Origin of the sequence: Amycolatopsis circi (assembly GCF_003385235.1) — a bacterium.
Taxonomy (GTDB): domain Bacteria; phylum Actinomycetota; class Actinomycetes; order Mycobacteriales; family Pseudonocardiaceae; genus Amycolatopsis; species Amycolatopsis circi.
In genome coordinates, this window is record NZ_PQIA01000160.1 from 1 (window position 1) to 18773 (window position 18773).

General features: G+C 69.9%; 8 protein-coding genes and 1 pseudogene. All 9 read right to left on the reverse strand.

Annotated features, from left to right (window positions below):
* Positions 1 to 2813: WXG100 family type VII secretion target (locus tag D0D37_RS46995; RefSeq protein ID WP_425267022.1), on the reverse strand; the 2813-nt coding region annotated here is incomplete at its 3' end.
* Between the two features lie 32 nt (positions 2814 to 2845).
* A complete protein-coding gene (locus D0D37_RS40580) occupies positions 2846 to 3649 on the reverse strand; it encodes a hypothetical protein (protein WP_116205882.1) in 804 nt (267 codons plus the stop codon).
* Positions 3646 to 4044 carry a YbaB/EbfC family nucleoid-associated protein gene (locus D0D37_RS40585; protein ID WP_116205883.1) on the reverse strand — a complete coding sequence of 133 codons (399 nt, stop codon included), beginning with the start codon at positions 4042 to 4044 and terminating at the stop codon, positions 3646 to 3648. The genes D0D37_RS40580 and D0D37_RS40585 overlap by 4 nt, the downstream gene beginning before the upstream one ends.
* Before the next feature lie 16 nt (positions 4045 to 4060).
* Complete coding sequence (locus tag D0D37_RS40590) at positions 4061 to 7348, reverse strand: right-handed parallel beta-helix repeat-containing protein (RefSeq protein WP_116205884.1); 3288 nt, start codon at positions 7346 to 7348, stop codon at positions 4061 to 4063.
* Positions 7349 to 7367: 19 nt separating this feature from the next.
* Positions 7368 to 9857, reverse strand: a complete 2490-nt coding sequence (locus D0D37_RS48570; RefSeq protein ID WP_208720477.1) for a hypothetical protein — start codon at positions 9855 to 9857, stop codon at positions 7368 to 7370.
* 16 nt (positions 9858 to 9873) lie between these two features.
* Positions 9874 to 10107 carry a type VII secretion protein EccB gene (locus D0D37_RS40600; protein ID WP_037812626.1) on the reverse strand — a complete coding sequence of 78 codons (234 nt, stop codon included), beginning with the start codon at positions 10105 to 10107 and terminating at the stop codon, positions 9874 to 9876.
* 16 nt (positions 10108 to 10123) lie between these two features.
* On the reverse strand, positions 10124 to 11509 hold the full coding sequence (gene eccD / locus D0D37_RS40605) for a type VII secretion integral membrane protein EccD (protein ID WP_116205885.1): 1386 nt from the start codon (positions 11507 to 11509) through the stop codon (positions 10124 to 10126).
* On the reverse strand, positions 11506 to 15519 hold the full coding sequence (eccCa, locus tag D0D37_RS40610) for a type VII secretion protein EccCa (RefSeq protein WP_116205886.1): 4014 nt from the start codon (positions 15517 to 15519) through the stop codon (positions 11506 to 11508). The genes eccD and eccCa overlap by 4 nt, the downstream gene beginning before the upstream one ends.
* Positions 15516 to 18773: pseudogene (locus D0D37_RS40615) on the reverse strand (hypothetical protein); the annotation flags it as partial. The pseudogene D0D37_RS40615 and the gene eccCa, both read right to left, overlap by 4 nt.

Here is an 18773-nt window from a genome sequence, read left to right on the forward strand (position 1 = left end):
GTGCGGAGGGAGTCGGGGGACGGGTTCACCCCTGGTGAGGGTCTGGCGGCCGGGTTCGGGGAGGTGGTGGTGTTCGGGGCGGGTGACGGGTTCGAAGAGGTGTTGACGTTCGTTGCGGGCGTCGGGTTGGTGTGGCTGGACGAGTTGGGGTTTGTCGTCGGGTTTGCGGAGTCGCTCGACTGGCTGGGGTGAGCTGCGGAGGGCGTCGAGTCGGTGTTTCGGTTGCCGCTGAAGCCAGGGAGGCCGCTGTCGTGCTGTGGCGACGTGTGGTTGCCGTTAGTCGCGGGTGATGCGGGGGTGGTGCGGGGAAGGGACTGGCCGGTCGGGCTGGTGGAGTCCGGGCTTCCAGTCTTGACGGAGTCCGGCATCGAAGTCCCAGCGGCGTTGGATGCGGCCGGTGGCGGAGTGGGGGCACCGGACTTGACCGAGTCCGATGTGGACGGCGGCGGGGCGGCGTGGTGGTCGGTGCCGTTCGCGCCTTGGTGGGCGGATTCCGGGTTGGGGGTCGGATGGGTGCTGGGTCCGGGGTTGACGTTTGTGCCCGGGGATGCGGAGTTGGGGCTCGTGCCCTGGTTGCCGGTCGTAGTGCCGGGGCTGACGGCTGGGATGTCCTGATCGCGGCTCGGGCCAGAGGTGTTGCCTCCGCCTGGGTTCTCGGTGCTGGGATTGGCTCCGGGCGGGCTCGAACCCGTGACGGGAGCGTCGTGGTTTGAGCCCCCGGCGGTAGTGCTGGGCGAGTGGGGGTTCTGAGCGGGATTGCCCGCCGAGCCGTTTGCGGCATTGCTGCTGGTGGGGGTGGAGTCGTGGGACGAGTTGTTGCCGGTGGGCGGGTTCGGGTCGCTCTCGGAGTGAGAGTTCGAGTTGCCCGTGGAATCGGTGCTCGCGTTGCCGGTTGACTGCGAGTCGCCCGGGGAGTGGGGACTGTTTGCCGAGTCCGGGTTGACCGCGGAGTTTGGGCCGTCGGTTGAGTGGGAGCCTCCGCTGGGGGCGGGGCCGCCCGGTGAAGTCGAGGTGTTGGGGCCTGCGGAGTTGGTGCCGCCGGGTGACTGCGAGTTGCTTGCGGAGTGAGAACCGTTCGCCGAACTTGAGTTGCCGGTGGGGTTTGAGTCGCCGGTTGAAGGGCTGCCGTTCGTCGAGTGCGAGCCGTTTGCGGAGGTGGTGCCGCCCGTGGAGTTGGTGCTGGGCGGGTTCGGGCCGCTCGCAGAGTTCGATCCGGTGGCGGAGTCGGGGCCGCCGGGTGAATGGGAGCCGCTGGTGGAGTTCTGGCCGCCGGTTGGTGTGCCGCTGCTCGTTGAGCCGCTGGTGGAGTTCGGGTCGCCGGTGGCAGTGCTGCCGGTGGTTGAGCTGTTGGTGGAGTTCTGGCCGCCGGTTGGCGTGCCGCTGCTCGTTGAGCCGTTGGCGGGGTTCGGGTCGCCGGTGGCAGTGCTGCCGGTGGCTGAGCCGCTGGTGGAGTTCGGGTCGCTGGTTGAGGTGTGCTCGCTCGTTGAGGCGCTCGTGGGGTTCGGGTCGCTGGTTGAGGTGTGCTCGCTCGTTGAGGCGCTCGTGGGGTTCGGGCCGCCTGCTGCGGCACTGCCGGTGGGCGAGCCGTTCGTGGAGCCGTTGGGCGAGTTCGAGTCGCTCGGTGAGGTGGAGTTGTTCGTCGGGGTCTGGTTGTTGCCGGTGGAGTTGGTCGCCGGAGGCTGGTTGTTCGTCGCGAGGGAGTCGGTGCCGGGCGAGTGGGAGTTGTTCCGGCCGTCGCCGTGGGGGGTGTTGTTGCCGGAGCCACCGGATCCGCCTGGACCGGAGGTGCCGGATCCATTGGGGCCGGAGCTGCCGGAGCCGTTTGGGCCGCCTGCGCCGCCGCGGTCGTCGGAGCTGCCGGGTGAAGTCGGTCCGTTGACCGGGTTCACCTTGATGTTGCCCGTCCCGTCGCCCCCGCCGGGGTCGTTCGGGCCTTTCGCCGGGCCGCCGCCGTCCTTGCCGCCGGTCAGTTTGTCGTGCAGGTTTTGTCCGGCATGGTGGGCGCCGTGGGTGGCGGCGCCGCTCAGGCCGCCGTTCAGGGCTCCCCATCCCAGGCTGTCCAGGTCTCCGCCGAACAGTCCGGCGCCGGCCAAGCCGACCACTACCTCGGTGGCCGCTTCCACTCCGGCCGCGCCGAAGACGTTGTGGCCCCACTTGCCGAGACCGCTGTGCGCACCGGCGGCGAACGCACCGCCGATCGCGCCCAGCGCCGCGTTTTGGCCGATTTGTTTCCAGTCGAAGCCATCCCGGTTCCCCTGCGCGATCTGGATGAACTCGGCCAGCATCTCCTCGGCCGCCTCTTCCGCGGCCTCCTGCGCGGCCTCGCGGGCGACCCTCGACAGCAGGCTCATCAGACGCGACATCAGCGAGCGTTCGATCTGCATGACCGCGGTCCGGCCGGCTGCCCAGATTCCCGGGATCAGCGGGGCGGTGAACGGGTTCGTCATCGCCCAGATCAGGTCCGCGGCGGTGACCGCGATGGAGATGAGGATGCCGTATTTGGCATTTTCCACATTCAACGCGTATTCGCGTAAGGCCGCGGCTTGCTGTTGGGCCCGATAGGAGAAACCGGCGCCCATGGTGCTGAGTTTGTTGGCGTAGTCGGCGAAGTTGGTCGCCACGTCTCCGCCGACGTTGGAGACCACTTGTTCCGCCAGTTGGCTGAAACCGGTTCCGGCGGCGGAAATTTGCTGCGCGACTTGGTCCCATTCCGCGGCCAGTTCGCGCGCCTTGTCCTCGTCGCCCTGTGGCCAGGCGTCGCCCGCGATGATGTAGAACACCCAGTTCAGGCTGGGGTCCACCATGAGGCTCATCGCGGGGGCACCTCCTTACACGGAGCGAAAAATCAGGAAATGGGTTCTTCTGGGGGCAGGGCCGGGATCGACTTCGTCGGTTCCCAACCCGCGCCTTCTACCGCGGGCAGCCACATCTCGGCGGGCTCCAGGGGGTGCGTCGGGGTGGTGACTTCGCCCTCGGGGGTCTCCATCTTGTCCTCGACCGCGTGAACCGGTTTTTTCGAGCGGACAAAGACGGTCGACTCGGTCGGCTCCAGCGGCGTAACGACCTTGGCCTGAACCGGACGCTCGACCGACAGGCGCCTCAAGCGCTGAGGCTCCTCGCCTGGTCTCGAAGGCAGCGGCTCCTCACCTCGGTCCGGAATCCGCGCCCGGACGCTCTTGGCCTGAGTCCAACCGCCGCCGTCTTCGGCTTCTCGGGTTTTGCCCAGCAGTTTCCCCTGAATTCGCACGCCGCGCCCGTACTCGGTCGGAGGCGCATCGGAACCGCCAGGGTCGGCCTTGCGGACTTTGTGGTTCAGGTCGGTGAAGTTCTTGAACAGAGCGTTCGCCCCGTCGTAGGCACCCTGGTCGGCCTCGCGGAACGACGTGGCCATGTCCCCGATCGCGTCGCGGGTCGCTTCCACCGCCAGTGCCCAGGCGTTGATTCCATTGTAGATCTCGGCCGCCGACTGGATGTGCGTCTTCGAGAATTCGTTGCCGTTCTTGTCGTTTCCGGCCGCGTCCTCGATCCGGCCGAAGTTCGCCAGGCTTTGCACCAGCTGGGCCAGCGTGCGCAGTTCGGCGCTCTTGCCGTCGAAGCCGTCGCGGCCGCCGTCCAGCCCGTCGGCGTCGACGAAAAACTGGTCGGTCACGGCAGGTTCCCTTCGTCGAATCCCGGCACTCGCGCCGAGAACAGGGCGTTGACGTCCACTTTTCCGCTCATCAGGTCCTGCGCCGAGATGCCCGGCGGCAGCATGGGGGCCATCATTTCCGCGGCGGCGGCGACGGACTTCTGCCGGGCGGCGGAGATGGTTTGCACGATCACCGAGGCCAGTTCCGCCGGGGCCATGCGTTTGTAGGCGCTGGTGGGAAAGGAAAGTTCGGTCAGCTCACCGGTGCGGCCGACGGTCGCGGTCACCTCGCGGCGGGCGGAAGTGACTGTGCTGGTGGCGGTTTCGACGTCCTGGCGGGCTTGGTCGAAGTGGTCGCGTTGGTGCTGGTAGGCAGCCATCGCTTCTTCGAGCATCTGTTCGTGTTGCGAACTCATCGGTTCCTCCCGAAGGTCAGCCGACCGAGGCCAGGCCGGGCCCGAGGGCCATGGCGCCGGTGTCGGGCGGGCGGATGCCGCGCAGGTCGGCGGCGGCGAGCGTGCGCGACGCGGCGGCCGCCGAAAGCGTGCGGGCGAGTTCGTGTGCGGCGTACGCGGTGTGGTCGGACGCGGCGGAGAGTTCGTGGGCGAGTGCATCGCGGACGTCGTCGGGGACCTCGTGGCCGCGTCGGATGAGCAAGCGGACGGCGATTTCGGCTAGTTCGTCCACTGTGTACTCGCCGAGTTGCCAGCCGTACGGGAAAGCGTCGCGCAGGCTGGGCAGTTGGGCGAGCAGTTCGCCGACTCGGTCGCTTTCGCCGGTGAACACCACGACCGGATCGGCTGGGCGGCGGGCGACCATTTCGGACAGTGCTTCCAGGGCTTCGATGCCGGGGGTGTGCGGCGAGGTGTCCCAGTCGCCGTCCAGGTCGACGACCAGTGTGCCGCCGGAAGCGTCTTCCATCGCGGCTCGGACCAGGTGTTCGGCTTGGCCTGGCCATTGCGGTGAAAGCTCTTCGGCGAGACTGCGGCGCACCAGCTGCCCCGTGGGGGTCATGCCGAATTCGGAGAGGATTTGCGCGTACAGTTTCGCGTACTCAGACCGTCCGGTGCCGCGTTTGCCGCTGATCACCAGGTTTGCTTGGTGGCCGAGCGGTTGCCGTTCGTGGGTGAGCCTGCCGAGTTTGAGCAGCAGCCGTTCGGCGTTCTCTCGCACCGATTTCTGGCCGACTAGGCCGCTGAGCCGCTTCCAGCCTGCGCTGGTCTTGACCGCGGCGGCGGGATCGGCGGTGACCGAAACCGTGGATTTCGCGGCCGAAGGCAGTTGCGTCAGTTCGGCCTGCAGGTCATCGGCGGTGAGGCGGTTCAGCTCGATGTCTTTGGACGGCGGATACAACGCCAGCCGCGACGCCTGGTTGTTCACCATCGCCTCGAACAACTTGCGTGCGACGCGACCATTGCCGAACGTCGAGTTCTTCGGCACCCGCTCGAAATACTCGCGCAGCGCGGCCAGCGCGTCGTCGGTCATTTCGTAGTAGTGCTTGCGGGTCAGGCCGGTCGTGATGGTGACCAGTTCGTCGACGCTGTAGTTCGGGAATTCGATGGTGCGAGTGAACCGCGAAGCGAGACCCGGGTTCGACTGCAGGAACTGTTCCATCTGCTCGGAATAGCCCGCGACGATCACCACCAGCGAATCGCGCTGGTCCTCCATGATCTTCATCAGCGCGTCGATGGCTTCCTGCCCGAAGTCCGGGCCGGAACCGCCGGTCGGCGCGCTCAGCGTGTACGCCTCGTCGATGAACAGCACGCCGCCGACGGCCTTCTCGACGACCTCGGTGGTCTTGATCGCGGTGGACCCGATGTACTGGCCGACCAGGTCCTGGCGGGCCACCTCGATCATGTGCCCCTTCGACAGGATGCCGAGTTCGGCGAGCACCGTGCCGTACAGCCGGGCGACGGTCGTCTTGCCGGTGCCGGGCGGGCCCGCGAACACCAGATGCCGCGACATCGGCGGCATCGGCAGGCCCATCCGCTCGCGCATCTGGGACATCTTGATCAGGTTGATCAGGCCGGTGACTTCCTTCTTCACCCCGGCGAGCCCGACCAGCGCCTCCAGGTCGCCCAGCGGGCCTTCGAGCACCTCTCCGGCGGCCTCGCTCACGGTCTGCTCGGCCGTGACGGCACTTGCCGGACCGGCCGGCGCTTCGAGCGGCCGGGCGGAATCGGTGAGCAGGTTGTCCACGTCCGCGTGCTCGCCGCTCACGAGTTCACCGGAGGCATCGTTGACCACGCAATCACGGATGCTGACCGGTTCGGTGGTTTCGACGTGGAAGCCGTCCTCGCCCGCGCCGAGGACTTCGCATTCGGTGAACGACGCTTGGGCGCCGACATACACGCCGTTGCCTTGCGCGTTGCGCACCCGGCAACGGGAAGCGGTCAGCGTCGAGCCTGCAAGGACGGTGATTCCGTCCACTGTGGAGTCGATGATCTCGCAGTCCTGCAAGGAGATTACCGCAGTTCCGGAAATGTGCAGGCCGCCGCCGCGCACCTGCACCGACTTCGCCGAGGACGGCGCGCCGCCAGCGAACGAGACCGCCTTGTCCGCCGTCGAATCGACCCGAAGGTCGGCCACGGTCAGCCGGGCGTCCTCGGTGACCTGTACACCGATTTCCCGGCCAGTATCGATGGAGGCGTCCGAAAGGTCCAAGGTGGACTGTCCGGAGAGGACGATCCCGACACCGCTGTCCGGCGTCATCCGCAGCCCGCCGACGGTCACGGCGGATTCCGCGCTGACCGACATCGCCGTGTGCGTAGAACCCCGAACGGTCGCGCGCTCGAATCGCGGCCGCGCCTGATCGTCGACCAGGATTGTGACCGGTGAACCCTCGAAGGTGCAGTCCACGAACTGCGGCGCGGCGGTTCCGGTGGCCTGCACCGCGTTGGTGCCGGCCCCGGCGAAAACGCACTCGCGCAGCAGCGGCTCGGCGGACGCGGCGATGTGCGCGGCCTGCATCGGCGCCGACCGGAACTGTGACGAGGCAACGGAAACGCGGCCTTTGCTGGTCACGTACAGGTCGACGTTGGCGCTGTCCCGCACGCTCAGTCCGGTGATCGTCGCGCGGCCTTGCTGTTCCACGACCATCGCCGGTTTCTGCGCGCCGACGATCTCGCACTGCTCGACAATCGCGACCGCTTCGCCGTTGACGCACACCCCGTTGCCCGCCGCGCCCCGCACCGCACATCGGCGCAGCAGCACCGAACCGGTCTCGGCCACGACCACCCCGGACGACGCGGCGTCGACGATCTCAGTGTCCTCAATGGCCGATTGCACCGGCGAGGCGATCACGACCCCGGCACCGCCGGTGCTGGTCACCGTGCAGCCTCGCAGCGCGAGCGAACCCTCCAGCCGCGCCAGCAACGTCGCCCACGAAGTCCCGGACAGCCGGCAGCCGTCCAGTGCCGCCTCGCCGCGGACAACGTCCACAGTGACCAGTTGGTCGTCGGCACCGGTCAGGACGAATCCGCTCAACTGCACCGCTTCGGCGTTCGCCACCAGCACGCTTCCGGTGCTCGCCACGATTTCCACGGTGCCCGCGCCTTGTTCGGCCACCAGCGACACCATCCGGTTCACCACGAGGTTTTCCTCGTACCGTCCCGGGCGGACGCTGATCGTCGCCCCCGGCTGCGCCTGCGCCAGCGCCGCGCCGATGGTTCCGAACGCACCCGGCCGGTCGCCGCCGACCACGAGCAGCTGTCGGTTCATCGTCTCCGCCTCTCCGCACTCACGCCAGGCCCGGGAGCGCCCCGAACCGCTCCGCGGCCTGCTCGTCCATCACGGTCCGGACCAGGTCCTCGCCCGCTTCCGCCCACGTCTCGAGCGTCTGCCGGAGCGAGTTCATGGCCAGCTCGTCCAGCGACGCCCGGTCGTTCGCGACCCGTCCGGTTTCGTCGATCTCGCTCGCCGTCAGCTCCCGCAGCAGCACCGCACCGCGCGCGCCCGCGGCCGGTTTGCGCGTTTCCAGCACCTTGAAGCTGGTCCCGGGCACGAACAGCACCCGGTTTTCGACGCCGCCCTCGCTCGGTTCCAGCAATTTCGTGCGCCGTCCGGTGATCGACCACACCAGCACGTCCGTCTCCCCGTCCACAGTGGACGACGGTTGCGTCAGTGCATTGAGGAAGCCCCATTCGGTCAGCACTTTCCGCTCGTCCAGCAGCGGCCACGCCGACGACGGCAGCTCAGCGGAGAAGGTCGCCGGACCGCGGTGCGAGGGCAGGCGGCTCAGTCCGGCCACGACGCACCGGGCCACCGGCACGTGCGGGCCGTTCGCGCCGCTCCGCAGACCTGAGTCAATCGTCGATCCCTTGGGGGACAAGTAAAGCTGCACGGCCACGGCGTCGGTCAGCACTTCCGCCGAGGAGGAGGTCGACAGCACGCCTTGGAAGCCCGGATGCTCGGACAGGATCCGCGCGACGGTGTTCGACATCAGACCGTATTCCGCGCCGAGCGATTTGCGCAGCCACTGGCGTTCCTTGTCCGCGCCGCGCTTGGGCAGCAGTGCGGTCGATTCCGCGCCGGGGGTTTCCTGGAAGCGCAGCTCTGCCGGGGCTTTCGGCGCGGTCTCTGGCTTGACGGCTGGTTCCGGTTTGTCCGAAGTGGACACCGGACCGGACGACGTCGAGAGCTGCTCTGGAGCCGCAACCGGAGCCGGGATCGCGGGCTTGGCCACCGGCGGTTCGATGGGCTTAGCCGGGGCGACGTCAGCCGGAGCGAGATGCGTGATCGGCTTCGCCGCAGGAGGAGCCGCGGCGACCTTGACCGGGGGAGCGGCCGGTGTTTCCGGCTTAGCAGGCACAACAGCAGGGCTAGGAGCAGCGATCGCCCCGGGCACCTCCGTCGGTGCGGCAATACCCAGCGCCGCCGGAGCCACAGGCAGATACGCAGCCGGAGGAGCCGCGGCAACGACCGGCGTCGGATTCCCGGCCTCGATCGCCTCCAACGCCCGGGTCACCACCCGCGGCCGCGCTCGTTCAGCAAGCAACGCGGCAGCAGGCAACACCCGGCTCATCCGGCGCGTCTGCTCGTCCAGCCGCGCCAGCAGATCCTCCGCCAGCAACCGCATCCGCGATGCCGAGCCCTCGTCAGCCGCGTCAAAGGTGAGGTTGTGCACCGCAGCATCGAGAGTGATCTCGCGGACCGCGGCCGACGACGGACCGTCCTGCGGCGGACGCACCAGCAGTCCCGACTGCACGACCTCGACCACCGCGTCCGGCGAGTACCAGTACACCGCCGGAGAGACCTGGTCGAGGCCATGGATCGGCGGGCGGTGCGACAGCAGCTCGGGCAAAACCGGGTCAGCGGAGGACGCGCGCGGTTCGTACCCGAGTTCGGTGGTGAACGGACGCCAGCCGAACCGTCCGTCGTACAGCACGGTTCGCAGGGTCGGCAGATGCGGCGAACCGACCGGCACGCCCGCGTAGAACGCGACCGGCTTGCCGAGCAGATCCGCCAGCGCCTGTCCGAGGGTGGCCTCGCCGGGCACCGACATCGGGCCGTAGTGCACGAACCGCGCCTTGGCCCGCACCTTCTCCGGCAGCTGCGCCCACAGCCGGGCGGCGTCGTCCAGCGCCAGCGGCGGGCAGCCGGGGCAGCCCAGCACGATTGTCATGGTGTCGTGCTGCGCGGGCATCCGGGAGATCAGCGCCGTGCGGTGGTGCCGCTGGGGAGCGTCGAAGCCGACCGGGCGGACCCACAATCCGCCCGGCAGCGGTTCGGCGACCCCGCGCGAACTCGTCGGGGTCAGTTCGGCGGCGATCCCGGAATCCCAAGCCGGGCGCGGAAACCGCTTCGCTTCCCAAGCAGGCGGACGGCCCGGCCGGAAGCGCACCCAGCCGCCGCCGCGTCCGGCGTGGACGAACAACGCGCCGCCCGCGCTCGGGATCACCGAACCGTCCGGCGCGAGCACCGGCCGGTTGATCCGCTCGGCCAGCCACTGCCCGGCCAGCGCGGTCGTCTCGCGCGAGCGGCCGCCGATTACCAGCCGCACGCCGCGGCGGCGCCGGGGCAGCGCCTTGGCCACCGATTCCCACATCGCGATCGGCGAATCCACCGGCAGGTCGACGACGACCAGGTCGTGGTCGGGATCGGCCGCGACGCCGAGCGCGAGCGACTGCGCCTCCCCGGTCATCCCCTCCGCGAGGTGCACGACCAGCGCGTTGCCCACGGTCTTCTTCTCCAAAGCGCCGTCGCCGCGCCGGATCAGCGAGAGTTCCATGGCTGCCTCCTTCCGCTCAGGCCCGGCGACCGACGGCGGGCGCCGCCCCGCCGGTGTGGTGCGCGATCAGCCCGTACACGAAGAACCCGACCGCGATCAGCAGGCCGAGGACCAGCCCGACCAGCAGGCCGACCCAGGCCCGCCGGGCGGGCACGTCGAGGTGGCTCGCGTCGCCGAGCACCAGCGCCGAGGTCATCCGCCCGATCAGGAACGAATACGCCTCGACGTGGTCCTTCTGCGTCTGCACCATGGCGTCTCTCCTTCCCTTATGAAGTGAGCCCGACGGCCCACGCGTAGACGCCGAACAGCTGCAGCAGGATCGGGATCATCGCCACCGCGCTCAGCGTTTCCAGCCAGTTCGCCAGGTGCCCCCAGATCGGCAGCAGCCGCCGCGGCGGCGGGCGCAGCATCGCCAGCAGGAGCAGGAAGAACACCAGGCACAGCCCGCCGAGACAGGCTCCTCGCCACGGCGTGGGCAGCGGCTGGATCAGCGACAGCCCGAGCAGCACCAGTCCGATCGCACCGGCGGCGGCGAGCGGCACCCGCTGCCACACGCCGAGCAGCGCCCGCGAACGCATCAGCACCGCCGCGGACACCAGTCCGCCCAGGATGGTCGGGAACAGCCCGTTGCCGACCAGGAACGGGAAGCAGCCGACGAAAACGGCCGTGGCGGCAAGGCAGGCGATGGTGAGGTAACCGTCGGCGTACCCGGTCTGGTGCACCATCTGCGCGGCGGGCATCGGTTCGATGTCGTACTGCAGTTCCCCGGCCGAACGCGGCAGCTGCGGACCGCGGATGCGAGCGAACCGGATGCCGATCCGCGGCGCGAACACCATCAGCCCGACCAGCACGAACGACACCAGCCCGGCCGCCTGCTGGGTAGTGAATCCGGCGCCGAGGTGCAGCCACAGCGAGAGCGCCCCGCCGAGCCCGGTCGCGACCACCGCGCCGAACGGCACGAACGGGATGGCGTGCGACCACGCCGCCCGCCCGCCGAGCACGAGACCACCGGCCAGCGCGAAGGTCAGGCAGCCGGTCAAAATCGGCGCGCCCTGCAGGTCGAACGCCGGATCGAGCCCGGCCACCGCGACCGCGCCCGCGAGGAACGCGAACGCACAGCCGCCGAGCCCGAGCAACGTCAGCAGCGCTTTGTCCTCCGAGCGCACTCCGGTCGCCACCGCCGCGACGAGCAGTCCGAGCGACACGACGCCGCCGCCGATCGCGGTCAGCCCGGTCGAACCGGGGTAGAGCAGCACCTTGGCGAGCACCGCGAGTGCGACGATCGAGAATCCGAGGAACAGTCCGCGGTTGAACTCCGGACGCCAGCGGCCGGGGTGCCGGCTCACCGCGGTGGCCATGCCGTCCGCGATGTCGTCGAAATCCAGCTCCGGCAACGGGTCCGCGCGAGGGCGCAGGTGGAACTCCTCGCCTTCCTTCCAGTCCAGCGACTCCGGCGTGCCCGACGCGTCGAGCGGCTCCTCGCCGAGCCGCTGCAGCACCCAGGCGTCGCCGAGGTCCTCGCGGTTGCCGGTGTGTTCCAGCAGCACCGGCAGCAGGCTGGTCAGCGGGACGGACATCGGCACCGCCAGATCCGCCCGGCCCTGCGGCCCGTACACGGTGATCCGGCACAGTTCGCCGGTCGACGCGGTCATCGGACGCCCCTTTCGGTCATCGCGAGCGGGGACCAGCCGTCGCCGGTCCGGTCTTCTTCCGCGATCGCGGTCTGCACGAGCTTCACGCCGCGGCGGGTGACGAGCTGCGCGCGGCCGGCGGGCAGCTGCCGCGGGGCCGCCTCGCCGAGGAACTTGCCCTCCTCCTTGGGGTAGGAGAACACCACGCCCGGGCTGCCGAGTTCCCAGATCCGGCGGACCACCGAATCGCTCAGCGCGCGCATCGCCCCCGAGGTGCTGCGGCTGAGGATCAGGTGGAACCCGATGTAGGAACCCTGCGACAGCAACGACAACAGCGGTTCCAGCGGCGAACCCATGCCGCTGGTCAGCAGCTGGTAGTCGTCCACCACGAAGAACAGCCGCGGGCCGGTCCACCAGTCGCGACGCTTGAGCCGGTCCGCGGTGATGGTCTGGTCCGGCACTCGCGGGGTGAGCGAAACGCTCGCCTGCTGCGCCAATTCCTGCAGCGCCTCGGTGGTAGTCGCGTACCCGACGCGGTATTCCTCGGGCACCTCGACGTCCAGCTGGCGGCTCGGGTCGGCCAGCACGATCTTCGCCTCGCTCGACGAGTAACGCGCCAGCACCGACCGCAGTACCACCCGCAGCAGGTTGGTCTTGCCGGTTTCGTTGTCGCCGAAGGCAAGCAGGTGCGGAGTGGCCGCGAAGTCGTGCCACACCGGCAGCAGCCGTTGCTCGTCCTGACCGAGGGCGATCCGCAGGTCGCCGTCCGGCGCGGGCAGTTGGGCCATCGGCAGTTTCGCGGGCAGCAGCCGCACCGACGGAGCCGGGGCGCCCGGCCAGAACAGATGCACTTCTTCAGCGACCGCCTTGGCTGCCGCCGCGAGGTCGTCGGTGTTCCCGCTGCCGTCCATCCGCGGAAGTCCGGCGAGGAAGTGCAGACCGTCCGGGGTCAGGCCGCGACCTGGCTGGTTCGGCACCGTTTTCGCTTTGCGCGAGCCGATTTCCGACTCCATCGGGTCGCCGAGCCGCAGTTCGAACCGGGTTTGCAGGAGGTCCCGCAGGTACGGCCGGATCTCCGACCAGCGGGTCGCGCCGATCACCACGTGCACGCCGAAGGACAGCCCGCGCGAGGCCAGCTCGCCGATCTTCTGCTCGAGGTCGCTGTAGTCGTTCTTGAGGCTGTACCAGCCGTCGACCACCAGGAACACGTCACCGAACGGGTCCTCGATCTGGCCGCTGCGGCGCAACGCGCGGTAAGCGTCCATGGATTCGATGCCGTGCTCGGAGAACAGCGTCTCGCGGCCTTCCATGACCTGCGAGATCTCCTCGATGGTCCGGACGACGCGGTCGCGTTCGAGCCGGGTGGCGACCGAACCGACGTGCGGCAGCCCGGACAGCGACATGATCCCGCCGCCGCCGAAGTCCAGCCCGTAGAACTGGACCTCCTGCGGGGTGTGCGTCATCGCCAGCGCCAGCACGAGCGTGCGCAGCAGCGTCGACTTGCCGGTCTTCGGCCCGCCGACCACCGCGACGTGCCCGGCCGCCGACGACAGGTCCGCCGTCAGCAACTCCCGGACCTGCTCGAACGGCCGGTCGATCATCCCCATCGGCACCCGGAGCCTGCCCCAGTGCGCCGGGTCCTGCACCGCCATCCCGCGCACCGGGTCCGGCGTGACGCTCGGCAGCAGCGAGTCCAGGCTCGGCGATTCGGCCAGCGGCGGCAGCCACACCTGCCGCGCCGCCGGGCCCGCGCCGGTCAGCCGGTCGATGAACGCGTCGGCGAGCGTCGGGCCGCCCGCCGTGGCGGCTTCCAGAGCGTCCACATCGGACTGTTTCTCGGCCGGTTCCGGCTCGTCGTCGCGGATGATCAGCTTGGCGGGACGGGCTTCGGTGCGGAACGGGACGACCTCGCGGCTCACGCGCGCAGCGTCCACCTGCGTTTCTCCGTTGCCCGCGGGTACCGGACCGGACACGTAAGCGGCCTTGAACCGCACCAGGTTCGTGGTGTCGATCTTCAGATAGCCGTTGCCCGGTTCCGGCGGCAGCTCGTACGCGCTGCCCGCGCCGATCACGCTGCGGGACTCCATCGAGGAGAAGGTGCGCAGCGCGATCCGGTACGACAGGTGGCCCTCGACGCGGTGGATGCGGCCCTCGTCGAGCCGCTGCGACGCGAGCAGCAGGTGCACGCCGAGGCTGCGGCCCAGCCGTCCGACGGAAACGAACAGCTCCATGAACTCCGGCTTCGCGCTCAGCAGCTCGGAGAACTCGTCCACCACCAGGAACAGCGTCGGCATCGGGGCCAGCTGTTCGCCGGCCGCGCGCGCCTTTTCGTATTCGTACAGCGACGGGTAGCCGCTCGCGCGCAGTTGTTCCTGCCGCCGCACCATTTCGCCGTTGAGCGAGTCCTGCATGCGATCGACCAGCGGCAGTTCGTCGGCGAGGTTGGTGATCGTCGCCGAGGTGTGCGGCAGCCGGTCCATGCCGAGGAACGTCGCGCCGCCCTTGAAGTCGACGAGCACGAAGTTGAGGATCTCGGACGAATGCGTCGCGGCCAGCCCGAGGACGAGCGTGCGCAGCAGCTCCGACTTGCCCGACCCGGTCGCGCCGATCAGCATCCCGTGCGGGCCCATGCCGCCCTGCGCGGATTCCTTCAGGTCCAGCTCGACGATCTCGCCGTCCTCGGTCACGCCGATCGGCACCGACATCCGGGCCCGCTGCGCCGCCCTCGGTCGCCACTGGCCCGGGATGTCGAAGGTGTGCACGTCCTTGATGCCGAGCAGCGCGGTCAGACCGAAGTCGCTTTCCAGGGGCTGGTCGGCGATTTCCAGGGTGCCGCTGGTGCGCTTGGGCGCGAGCAGCCGGGCAAGTCCTTCGACCTGGGTCACCGACAGCTCGTCGCGGGTCGCGGAACCCACGCCGCTGCCTGCCGGGAACTCGACCAGACCGTCCTTTGTGGTCAGTCGCAGCACCTTGGGACCGCCGGGAAGCGCGCCGGTGACGTCGAGCAGGACGACATTGCGCAGTCCCGCGCCGACCAGCCGCGACGACTCCGGAATCGCCGCGAGGTGAGCGACGATCACCACGAATGGCTCGGTCGTCGTCGGCCCGACGGTCTTGTCGTGGTCGTCGCGGTCGGCGACGTCCGGCCCGAGGAGGTCCAGCAGCTCGTCGTGGTCGGCGGCGAGCAGCCTGAGCGGTCCCGCCGCGTCGCGCAGAGTCGGATGGTTGTTGTGCGGCAACCACTTCACCCAGTCCCACTGCGCCTGCGCGGCTTCGGTGGTGAGCACCGCGAGCCGCAGTTCGTCCGGCGAATGGAAGGCGACCAGCTGCGCGAGCATCGCCCGGACCAGCGCGACGGCCGCTTCCGGGTCACCGTCGAACTCGACACTGGTGAAGCTCCGCAGCCCCACCGCGGTCGGGATGCCCGACAGCGTGCGGTAGGTCTCGGTGAACCGGCGCAGCGAGATCGCCGACAGCGGTTCCAGGTCCTCGATGGGCTTGGTCACCGGCGGCACCAGTTCCAGCGCCGACTGCTGCGTGCCCAGGCCGATCCGCACCCGCGCGAAGTCCTCGTGGCTGATCCGGCGTTCCCACAGCCGCGGCCCCATCGCGAGCGACCACAGCGAATCCGGAGCCGGGTTGTTCCAGGCCACCGCTTGCCGCTGATCCTCGGCGGTCGAACGGGCCCGTTCCCGGACCTGGCCGATGTAGCGCAGGTAGTCCCGCCGTTCGGCCTGCATCTTCCGCTTGCGCTCGGCGGCGGCGCGGGAGAGCTGCCCGAGGCTCATCGCGATCATGGACACGCCCATGCCGCCGCCGATGACGTAGGTGAACGGCGAACTGCCCGCGACGCCGGAGAACGCCAGCACCATCACCAGCGACCCGATGGCCATCGGCAGCATCATCAGCAGCGAGTTGAAATCGCGTGCCGCCGGTTCCGCCATCACGGGCGGTTCTTGCAGTTCTTCTTGCCCTTCGGGCATTTCCGGACCCGCTGTGCGCGGGCCCCGCTTCACGGTTTCCGTGCTCATTCGAGGACCCCCGGGGAACTGCGGCGTGCGGGCTTGCCCCAGGCCGAATCGTCCTGCCGCAGCAGATCGGCCATGGTGCGTTCCTCTTCTTCCTCGGTCTCTTCCTCGGCGGTGTCCGGCTCGGGCTCCGCAGGTTCCGGCGCGTCGCCGCAGGTAGGCAGCTCGTCCGAAACGATCTCGGCCGGGCCGCCGCGGACCCGCTGGTACGTGCCGAGCGCGGGTTCCCCGTCAGCCTGGTTCGGCCGCCACGGTTCGTCGCTGCGCTGGACGAAATCGGTGGTGATCTCCTCGGCACGGTCGTCTGCCGGCGTGGTGACCGGTAGGAGAGCGGGGAGGAATTCCGCGGTGCCCACGTCCCAGGCCGAGGTGTCCTCATGGTCGACGGGCCGCACGACTGCGATGCGGACCAGGTCGCCCTCGTCGCTCGCGGTGGCCCAGCCGGTGCTGGCCGGGGTGCGCGGGGCGTTGCCGTCCGGGTCGTTGCCACGTGGGGCCACCGGTGCCGATGGGTCCACAGTGGACGATGGTGTCCAGGGATCCTGGACACCGGCGAGCAGTTCGGCTGAGTCCGGTCGTTCTGGCGTGCTCGTTCCGTTGCCCGAGCTGCTCGGCGGAACGATCGGGATGCCCGCGCCGTTCGCCGAGGCTCGCTCGGCTGATGCGCTTGGCGGTGTTTCGCCTGGTGCGGCGGGGTTGCCGATGCCGACTGGTGTGCTGGTTGCCCAGGGTTGCTGGGCGTCGCTGAGCAGTTTGGCTGAGTCGGGTCGTTCGGTGGCGGGTGTGCCGTTGCCCGAGCTTCCGGGCGTGCCGGGTCCTTGAGGTTCCGGGGCCCAGTCCGCCGAGGCGCTTGGTTGGGTTTCGCCTTGTGCGGGGTTTCCGATGCCGGTCGGTGTGCTGGCCGCCCAGGGTTGCTGGGCGTCGCTGAGCAGTTTGGCTGAGTCGGGTCGTTCGGTGGCGTGTGCGCCGTTGCCCGCGCTTCCCGGCTGAGGTTCCGGAGCCCAGTCTGCCGAGGTGCTCGGTGGGGTTTCGCCTGGTTCGGGGTTTCCGACGCCGGTCGGTGTGCTGGTTGCCCAGGGCGTCTGGACGTCGCCGAGCAATCCGGCGGAGTCAGGTCGCTCGGCGGCGGGCGTATTCGTCCCGCCACCGGTTCCGCCCGGGGGAACCATCGGCATGCCTTGCGCCCGCTGCTCCTTTGCCGGGGCCCAATCGGCTGAGGTGCCCGGCGAGGTTTCGCCTTGTGCGGTGGGGTCGCCGATGCCGATCGGTGTGCTGGCTGCCCAGGATGCCTGGACGTCGCCGAGCAATCCGGCGGAGGCGGGTCGTTCGGCGGCAGGGGTGTTCGTCCCGCCACCGGCACCGCCCGGCGGCGGGACCATCGGCATGCCGGGCGCTTGAGGCTCCGGGCTTTTCACTGGGGTCCAGTCGGCCGACGTGCGCGGGGGAGTGTCCCCTTGCGCGCTGGGGTTTCCGACGCCGATCGACGTGCTCGCTGCCCAGGGTTGCTGGACGTCGCCGAGCAATCCGGCGGAGTCGGGTCGTTCGGCGGCAGGGGTGTTCGTCCCGCCACCGGCACCGCCCGGCGGGACCATCGGCATGCCCGGCCCCGGAACGTCCGGGCCCTTCGCCGGAGGAGCCCAGCCAAGCGATTCGCTCGGCGGCGTCCTCCCGGACACGCGCGGGTCGCCGATGCCACCGGGCATCTCGGCAGTCCACGGCTCCTGCACGTTGCCGAGCAGTCCAGCCGAATCCGGTCGTTCCGCAGCAGGCGTGTTCATCCCGCTGCCGCCGCCCATCCCGCCCGGCGGGACCATCGGCGGCGTCCCCGAAGCCGGGAGTTGCTGTTGCTGGTGGTTCCCGACGGGTTCCGGCAGCTTCGGCAGGTCGCTCTCGCCGAGGCCCTTCACCCCCGGACCGACCGGCTCTCCGCCGCCCGGACTGACCGGCTCTCCGCCGCCCGGACCGCCGACGCCAGCGGGCGGCGGAGCCCACTCAGCCGAGTGCAGCGGCGGCGTATCGCCGTGCGAGTCGGGGTTGCCGATCCCGTCCGGCGGGGCGCTCATCCACGGTTTCTTGATGTTGCCGAGCAGCCCGGAGGAGTCCGGTCGTTCGGCGGCAGGGGTGTTCAGCCCACTGCCACCGCCCATCCCGCCCGGCGGGACCATCGGCGGGGTCCCGCCACCGGGGAGTTGCTGCTGCTCGTGGTTCCCGATCGCATCAGGCGGCTTCGGCAGATCGCTCTCGCCGAGGCCCTTGATCGCACCCGGACCGCTGTCGCCCGGCCCGCTCACGCCGTTGCCGCTCACGCCGTCGCCGGTTCCGCCGCTCGCACCGGGCGGCGGCGCCCACTTGGCCGAGTGCAGCGGAGGAGTTTCGCCGTGCGAGTCGGGGTTGCCGATGCCGTCGGGCGGGGCGCTCATCCACGGTTTCTTGATGTTGCCGAGCAGTCCGGACGAGTCCGGTCGTTCGGCGGACGGCGGGTTCAGCCCGCCGCCGCCGCCCATGCCGCCCGGCGGCATCATCGGGATGCCGCTGCCGCCCGGATTCTGGTTGCCCGGCGGGTTGCTGAGGCCCGGCGGCAGATGCGCCGGGTTGAGCGCGTTGTTCGCCAGGTTGCCGCCGGAATCGCCCGGAGGCGGCGGAATCGACGCGGGATTCACGTGCCCGGACCCGCCCGAGCTTCCCGGCGGGGCCGGGATCGACGGCGGGTTGACGTGGCTGGACAGGTTGTTGCCGAGCCCGCCCGAACTCCCCGGCGGGGCCGGGACCGACGGCGGGTTGACGTGGCTGGACAGGTTGTTGCCCAGCCCGCCCGAAGTCCCGGGCGGAGGCGGGATCGACGGAGACTTGAGGTTGTTCCCTCCCGGAACATCGCCCGGCGGCGGGGAAACCTTCGGTGACTTGATGCTGTTGCCCCCGCCGGTGTCGCCCGGCGGCGGCGGAATCACCGGCGCGTTGACCGGCGAGCCCGGCGGCTTCTGCAGGTTCGGGGACTTGTTCCCGCCGACCCCGTTCGGCGGCGGCGGAATGGAAGCAGCGGTCACCGGAGGCGGCGTGCCATTGCCGCCGGGACCCTTGAGATCGCCCGGCGGAGGCGACACGAGGGCGTTCTTCAACGGCGGCGGCACGTTGCTCCCGCCAGGACCGTTGACGCCGTTCGGAGGCGGCGGAATCGCGGCCTTGTTCACCGGCGGCGGAGCGCCGTTGCTGCCGCCCGGCGGCGGGGACACAGGCGGCGGTTTCGGGGTAGGCGGCGG

Coding starts and splice junctions, on each gene's coding strand:
- D0D37_RS40585 (WP_116205883.1), bottom strand. CDS start 4,044: ATGAGTTCGCAACACGAACAGATGCTCGAAGAAGCGATGGCTGCCTAC.
- D0D37_RS40590 (WP_116205884.1), bottom strand. CDS start 7,348: ATGAACCGACAGCTGCTCGTGGTCGGCGGCGACCGGCCGGGTGCGTTC.
- D0D37_RS48570 (WP_208720477.1), bottom strand. CDS start 9,857: ATGGAACTCTCGCTGATCCGGCGCGGCGACGGCGCTTTGGAGAAGAAG.
- D0D37_RS40600 (WP_037812626.1), bottom strand. CDS start 10,107: ATGGTGCAGACGCAGAAGGACCACGTCGAGGCGTATTCGTTCCTGATC.
- eccD (WP_116205885.1), bottom strand. CDS start 11,509: ATGACCGCGTCGACCGGCGAACTGTGCCGGATCACCGTGTACGGGCCG.
- eccCa (WP_116205886.1), bottom strand. CDS start 15,519: ATGAGCACGGAAACCGTGAAGCGGGGCCCGCGCACAGCGGGTCCGGAA.